The sequence below is a fragment of the Avibacterium endocarditidis genome (assembly GCF_002921145.1).
GTDB classification, from domain to species: Bacteria; Pseudomonadota; Gammaproteobacteria; order Enterobacterales; family Pasteurellaceae; genus Avibacterium; species Avibacterium endocarditidis.
In genome coordinates this window covers 1-5,920 of record NZ_PQVI01000108.1, presented here as the reverse complement: position 1 = coordinate 5,920, position 5,920 = coordinate 1, and the positions used below count along the sequence as shown (strand labels likewise).

Sequence of the window (5,920 nt, the reverse complement as noted above, 5' to 3'; positions counted from 1 at the left end):
TAAATAAAAGTTGATAAGAAAAAGAAAAAAAATGAAAACATAAGTGTTGGGAATATATATTTTTTCATAGTTTCTCCTAAGTAATAAAGCATCACATAAGCATATGATGCTTTATTTTCAATTAAAATTAATCTCCATAAAATGAAGTATTTTCTCTTATAAATTTGTCAGGATTAGAATTAAAACTATTTACTAGTTTCTCATTTTCCTTATTATAGTGTTTATATGTGGCATTCTTTAGAGGGTTAAGGAATATCTCATTTAAAGCCAAACCACCAAAAGCACTGGCTATATATCCCCACATCCCACCATGAATTGATTGTACTTCGTCAGTGTTTAATTTTTTCATAAAATTTCTCCTATTTTTTACTTTCTCATACATTCATTGTATCTAATTTCCTGTAAAACTGGATCAGAGAATTTAATTGTACCATTCTGATAATTCATTTCTATATGGCGTGAATAATTTAAACATTTACCTTTATTAAAATCATATTCTTCATTTTTCTTGGATAACATAGATGTACAAGAAATTAATAGAATACAACTGAGTAAAGTTAAGATGTTTCTAAGAATATTCATCATTAAAACCCTATAGATATATTAATACCACCTCCAGTAATTTTGGGTTTTTCACTTGGGAATTTGCTTACTGTTACACTTGGAGTAACAGAAATATTTGATGTTGGTTTAAAGGTATAGCCTCCCGAAACTCTCCCATAATTACCCCATCTTGAATGGGCACCAAAGCCAGAAAAGCTAAATGAACCGCCATTTATGTGATGTAATTCTTCATTATTTAAAGATTTCATAGTCTTTTCTCCTATGTAATTTTACTTATTTTCAAAGACCTTTATAAAAGGTCAAGTAAATGATAATGATTATCTTATTCATTATCAAGTGTTTTATATGTGATCTAAATCACAAAATTAAGAAATTTTATTAAGGAAAATTAAACTTTATAGATGTGATGAAGAATATGGTTAGTTATATAGTAGAATAATTCAGTGTTAAAAATATTTTACTTTTGTTATTTTATGTAAAAGAATTACAAGAAGCTAACCTTTTTCCAGTTAGCTCTCTTAGCTTGTCTATAGGAGGGCTAGTATTTATATGAGGCTATTACAGATGATCTTAAAACGATATTAATCGTTCATTTTTCATTAGATAATTTCAGCGGTTGGCTGTTTTTTTGCGCTGAGCGATTTATGCTCTTGGATAATATGCAGGAATGCCTGTCCGAAGCGCTCTAATTTGGTTGCGCCCACGCCGTTGATTTGTAGCATTTCGCGCTTGCTGGTGGGTTGATATTGTGCCATTTCTTGCAAGGTAGCATCGTTGAACACAATATAAGGGGGGATATTTTCCTTGTCGGCAATTTGTTTGCGTAAGAAACGCAGGCGAGCAAAGAGATCTTTGTCATAATTTTGCACCGCACTTTTTTGTGCGCTTTGTGCGGTCATAATGGAAGAAACCCTTGGCATTGCCAGCTCTAAGGGCTGTTCACCACGCAAAATTGGGCGCGCGTTTTCCGTCAGTTGTAACACCGAATGAAATTGATTCATCACTTGTTGCACAAGCCCAAGATGAATCAGTTGGCGGATCACCGATTGCCAATATTCTTTGCTTTTGTCTTTGCCAATGCCGTACACGCTGAGCTGATCGTGCTGGTTATCTTTAATTTTTTGATTTTGCATTCCGCGCAGCACGCCGATCACATAATGCACGCCGAACATTTGTCCCACACGATAAATGGTGGACATCACTTTCTGTGCGTCAATTAAGCCGTCATATTTTTTCGGCGGATCAAGGCAAATATCGCAGTTTTTGCACGGTGCTTGGCGATGTTCGCCAAAATAATTCAGCAAGACTAAACGGCGGCAGGTTTGGCTTTCGGCAAATTCACCAATGGCTTCTAATTTATGCTGTTCAATTTGGCGCTGCGGGCTTTCTGGTTTTTCCAGCAGCATTTTTTGTAACCACGCATAATCGGCAGGCTCGTAAAACAGCACCGCTTCGGCAGGTAAGTCATCACGCCCTGCGCGCCCTGTTTCTTGGTAATACGCCTCGATACTGCGCGGCAAATCAAAATGCGCCACAAATCGCACGTTAGATTTGTTAATGCCCATTCCAAAGGCAACGGTAGCCACCACCACTTGCACATTATCGCGCTGAAAGGCACGCTGCACTTGCTCGCGCTGGCTCGCTTCCATTCCTGCGTGATAGGCTTGTGCTGCCACGCCTTTTTTGCGCAAACTTTCCGCCAAGCGCTCCACTTTGTTGCGGCTGTTGCAATAAACGATACCACTTTTGCCCTTCTGCCCTAGCACAAATTGGCATAGCTGCTCCATTGGCTTAAATTTCTCCACCAAGGTATAGCGAATATTTGGGCGATCAAAACTGCCGATATAAATATGCGGATTATCCAGTTGCAAATGGTGCAAAATATCTTGCCTTGTGGCACTGTCTGCGGTGGCAGTGAGCGCCATTATCGGTGCGTTGGGAAAGCAACGTTTTAAGCCGCCAAGTTGGGTGTATTCAGGGCGGAAATCGTGTCCCCATTGGGAAATACAATGGGCTTCATCAATGGCAATAAAACTCACTTGGCAATGAGAAATAAATTGGAAAAAACTGGTTGTCATCGCCTTTTCGGGCGAAATATAAAGCAATTTGAGCTGCCCTGAAATCGCCTTATTTTGTACAATTTGCTGCTGCTCAAAGGTTTGTGTGGAATTGAGATAATCCACTTCAATTCCGTTGGCAAGCAGTTGATCCACTTGATCTTTCATTAAGGAAATCAGCGGAGAAATCACTAAGGTTAGCCCCGGAAAGCAAAGCGCAGGAATTTGATAGCAAAGGGATTTTCCGTTTCCCGTTGCCATAATCACAAGGCTATCTTGGTGTGAAAGGGCGGCGTTGATCACTTCTTCTTGTCCGTTGCGGAAAGATTGGTAACCAAAAACCTCGTTCAAAACCTTAAGTGCGGTGTTTTTTTCCATTATTTTTTGCGAAAAATTGGTTAAAAACGCCGCACCGCACTTTGTTTATTGATGAAATGAGCCATTAGGCGAAATGCACTTGCTCGCCGTGTACGCGACAGGCTTCTTCCAAGCATTGCCAGAATAATTTGCCATCATTAGCGATCCACTCGCCATCTTTAAACGCAAAGTGAAAACCGCCTGCTTTGCTGGCAAGCCAGAGTTCAAGTAATGGCTCTTGCTTGTTTACCACCACTTGGCTACGATCAGGGAAGGTGATAGTAAACACCGAACCTTGCGTGTCGCAATCCACATCGCAATCTTGCTCTTCTAATTGTTCTTCAATTTTGAGCCAAACTTGCTCAATATTTTGATGAAATTCTGTAACGTTCATAATTTTTCCATAAGCGAAATAGGTAAGGCGGAATTATAGAGAGTTTTTGCTATTTATACAAAGTGCAAAAAAGAATAGAAATTTCTCTAAATATCGTTACTATACATAAGATTTATCATCTAAGCACAAAAACCAAGAGAAACACCAATGAAAAAACTGATTTTATGTTTAACTTTAGGGGTGATCACCCTCGCTGCCACGGGCTGCGGCGTGAAAGGCCAACTGTATTTCCCAGAAAAAGATAACGCACAAACACAACAACAATAAAGGATTGGTAATGGATTTTTTTCAGTATAAAGAGAATCAATTAATGGCAGAACAAGTGCCTGTGGCTGAAATCGCCCAGCAATTCGGCACACCCGCTTATATTTACTCCCGTGCGACCCTTGAACGCCACTGGCACGCTTTTGATAACGCCTTAGGCGATCACCCCCACCTTATTTGCTTCGCGGTGAAATCCAACCCGAACTTAGCCATTTTGAACATTATGGCGAAGCTAGGATCGGGCTTTGATATTGTTTCGCAAGGGGAATTAGAACGCGTCCTTGCAGCGGGCGGTGATGCAAGCAAAGTGGTGTTTTCTGGCGTTGCAAAATCGGAACAAGAAATTGAGCGTGCGTTAAACGTGGGCATTCGTTGCTTTAATGTTGAAAGCCTTGACGAGCTTTACCGCATTAATGAAGTCGCAGGGCGGTTAAATAAAATCGCGCCAATTTCTTTGCGCGTGAACCCTGACGTAGACGCGCACACGCACCCTTATATTTCCACAGGATTGAAAGAAAATAAATTTGGCGTGAGCGTTGATGAAGCGCGTGAAGTGTATCGCATTGCAAGCCAATTACCGCATATCAAAATCACCGGAATGGATTGCCATATTGGCTCACAACTCACGGAAATTCAACCATTCCTTGATGCCACAGATCGCTTGATCGTGCTAATGCAGCAGCTTGCTCAAGATGGCATCGAACTAAAACATTTAGATTTAGGCGGCGGCTTAGGCGTAACCTATAAAGATGAAAATGCACCGCACCCAAGTGAATATGCAAAAGCGTTATTAGCTAAATTAAAAGATTATCCAAACTTGGAAATTATTCTTGAACCAGGGCGTGCGATCACCGCCAATGCAGGGATTTTGCTCACCAAAGTAGAATACCTAAAAAGCAATGAAAGCCGTAATTTCGCCATTGTAGATACGGGAATGAACGATATGATTCGCCCTGCGTTGTATCAAGCCTATATGAATATTATTGAAGTGGATCGCAGCCTACCGCGTGAAACAAAAGTTTATGATGTGGTGGGTCCCATTTGCGAAACCTCTGATTTCTTAGGCAAACAGCGTGAACTGGCGATCGCCCAAGGGGATCTCATCGCCCAACGTTCAGCGGGGGCTTATGGTGCAAGTATGGCTTCCACCTATAATTCCCGCCCAAGAGCCATTGAAGTGATGGTGGACGGCGATCAAGCGCATCTTATCAAACGCCGCGAAACCTACCCTGAATTATGGCAGCTAGAAAGTGTATTGCCGTAAAAATAATAGAGATAACCCACCTTTTGTGGGTTATTTTTTTAGGTTTTGATGAACGTTATATCGCTCAAAATAGAATGTAAAAATTTATATTGCTAAAATAAAGTGCGGTGCGATTTTGCTGAATTTTTCCTTCAAATAATTATTAAGGTAACCCAATGAAAAAACACTTAAAATGTTTAAATATGATGATAATAGGATTTAGTGGTATGATGATTAGGCGTGTTGAAAAATCAGGCTGGGTATCAGGCTATGAGCTTGAGTTTGTACTTTTATCGCTCATTATTTTACTTTCTATTGTTTACTTTTCTACCTTATATATTAATAAAAATACCATTAAACCGAATAATCCATTTAATGAAAATGCAAAAGGCCGTAATGTACTTTTGTTTTATTTTGCTTGTTGTTTAATGATTTTTTATCTATGCTATTTTTGGAGTAAAAAATATAGCTTGGATACGTCTTTAGCCTTAATCTATTTTATTATTTTAGGTGTAATATTGAGCTTCTTTTATACTAAAATTCTCCGCTTTGTTAAGAAAAATTATTCTTTAGATAAAAAAGAAGGGGCTGTATTAGATTAACAGTTATGTTAGTTATATAAAAATAAAGAAATTTATACAGAGAAAACTGCTAGAGTTTTTTGTGCTTGAAATGACAGCCCGTTCAGCAGCAAATTTACTAGAAATTACTCCTAATTCTGCCGCCTTATTTTATCGTAAGATCAGAGGGGTGATTAGCGACCATTTAGTTCAAGATGCCAATTTAGTAGATGTAAAAATCATATTAATAATGGGATTGAAAATTTTTGGAGTCAGTCTAAACGAGCACTAAGAAAATATAACGGAATTAACAAGAAATCTTTTCCGTTATCCTTGAAAGAATGTGAATTTCGGTTTAACTTTGGCACACCAAAAGAATTGCTAAAAACACTGCGATTTTGGTGTGGAATTTAGGGTTAACATAGTACAATTCCAAAGATTTTTATAACGTTCCAATAAAAAGTAAGGGGCTGTAGTAGAT

At 38.9% G+C, this 5,920-nt stretch carries 7 protein-coding genes and 1 pseudogene; 4 read left to right on the top strand and 4 right to left on the bottom strand.

Going from position 1 to position 5,920, the window contains the following annotated elements:
• Nucleotides 1-127: 127 nt before the first annotated feature.
• The 4 genes from C3Z13_RS08530 to cyaY all read right to left on the bottom strand — a co-directional run bounded on the left by C3Z13_RS08530 (nucleotide 128) and on the right by cyaY (nucleotide 3,372).
• The gene (locus C3Z13_RS08530; RefSeq protein ID WP_103854297.1) at nucleotides 128-349 is read right to left on the bottom strand and encodes a hypothetical protein; all 222 of its coding nucleotides are present in this window, start codon (nucleotides 347-349) and stop codon (nucleotides 128-130) included.
• A gap of 235 nt (nucleotides 350-584) precedes the next feature.
• On the bottom strand, nucleotides 585-812 hold the full coding sequence (locus C3Z13_RS08525; RefSeq protein ID WP_103854296.1) for a hypothetical protein: 228 nt from the start codon (nucleotides 810-812) through the stop codon (nucleotides 585-587).
• A 351-nt stretch (nucleotides 813-1,163) separates the two neighbouring features.
• On the bottom strand, nucleotides 1,164-2,999 hold the full coding sequence (gene recQ / locus C3Z13_RS08520) for a DNA helicase RecQ (protein ID WP_103855637.1): 1,836 nt from the start codon (nucleotides 2,997-2,999) through the stop codon (nucleotides 1,164-1,166).
• Between the two features lie 64 nt (nucleotides 3,000-3,063).
• Nucleotides 3,064-3,372, bottom strand: a complete 309-nt coding sequence (gene cyaY / locus C3Z13_RS08515; RefSeq protein ID WP_103855636.1) for an iron donor protein CyaY — start codon at nucleotides 3,370-3,372, stop codon at nucleotides 3,064-3,066.
• A gap of 147 nt (nucleotides 3,373-3,519) precedes the next feature.
• Between cyaY and lptM the strand changes: the two genes are divergently transcribed.
• The 4 genes and pseudogenes from lptM (at nucleotide 3,520) to C3Z13_RS08500 (ending at nucleotide 5,853) form a co-directional block, all read left to right on the top strand.
• Complete coding sequence (gene lptM, locus C3Z13_RS13035) at nucleotides 3,520-3,639, top strand: LPS translocon maturation chaperone LptM (RefSeq protein WP_391484921.1); 120 nt, start codon at nucleotides 3,520-3,522, stop codon at nucleotides 3,637-3,639.
• Between the two features lie 10 nt (nucleotides 3,640-3,649).
• Nucleotides 3,650-4,900: a diaminopimelate decarboxylase gene (gene lysA / locus C3Z13_RS08510; RefSeq protein ID WP_103855635.1), complete on the top strand. Its 1,251-nt coding sequence runs from the start codon at nucleotides 3,650-3,652 to the stop codon at nucleotides 4,898-4,900.
• A gap of 155 nt (nucleotides 4,901-5,055) precedes the next feature.
• Nucleotides 5,056-5,481 carry a hypothetical protein gene (locus tag C3Z13_RS08505; protein ID WP_146256890.1) on the top strand — a complete coding sequence of 142 codons (426 nt, stop codon included), beginning with the start codon at nucleotides 5,056-5,058 and terminating at the stop codon, nucleotides 5,479-5,481.
• Nucleotides 5,477-5,853: pseudogene (locus C3Z13_RS08500) on the top strand (hypothetical protein). The gene C3Z13_RS08505 and the pseudogene C3Z13_RS08500 overlap by 5 nt, the downstream one beginning before the upstream one ends.
• The last annotated feature ends 67 nt before the right edge of the window (nucleotides 5,854-5,920 follow it).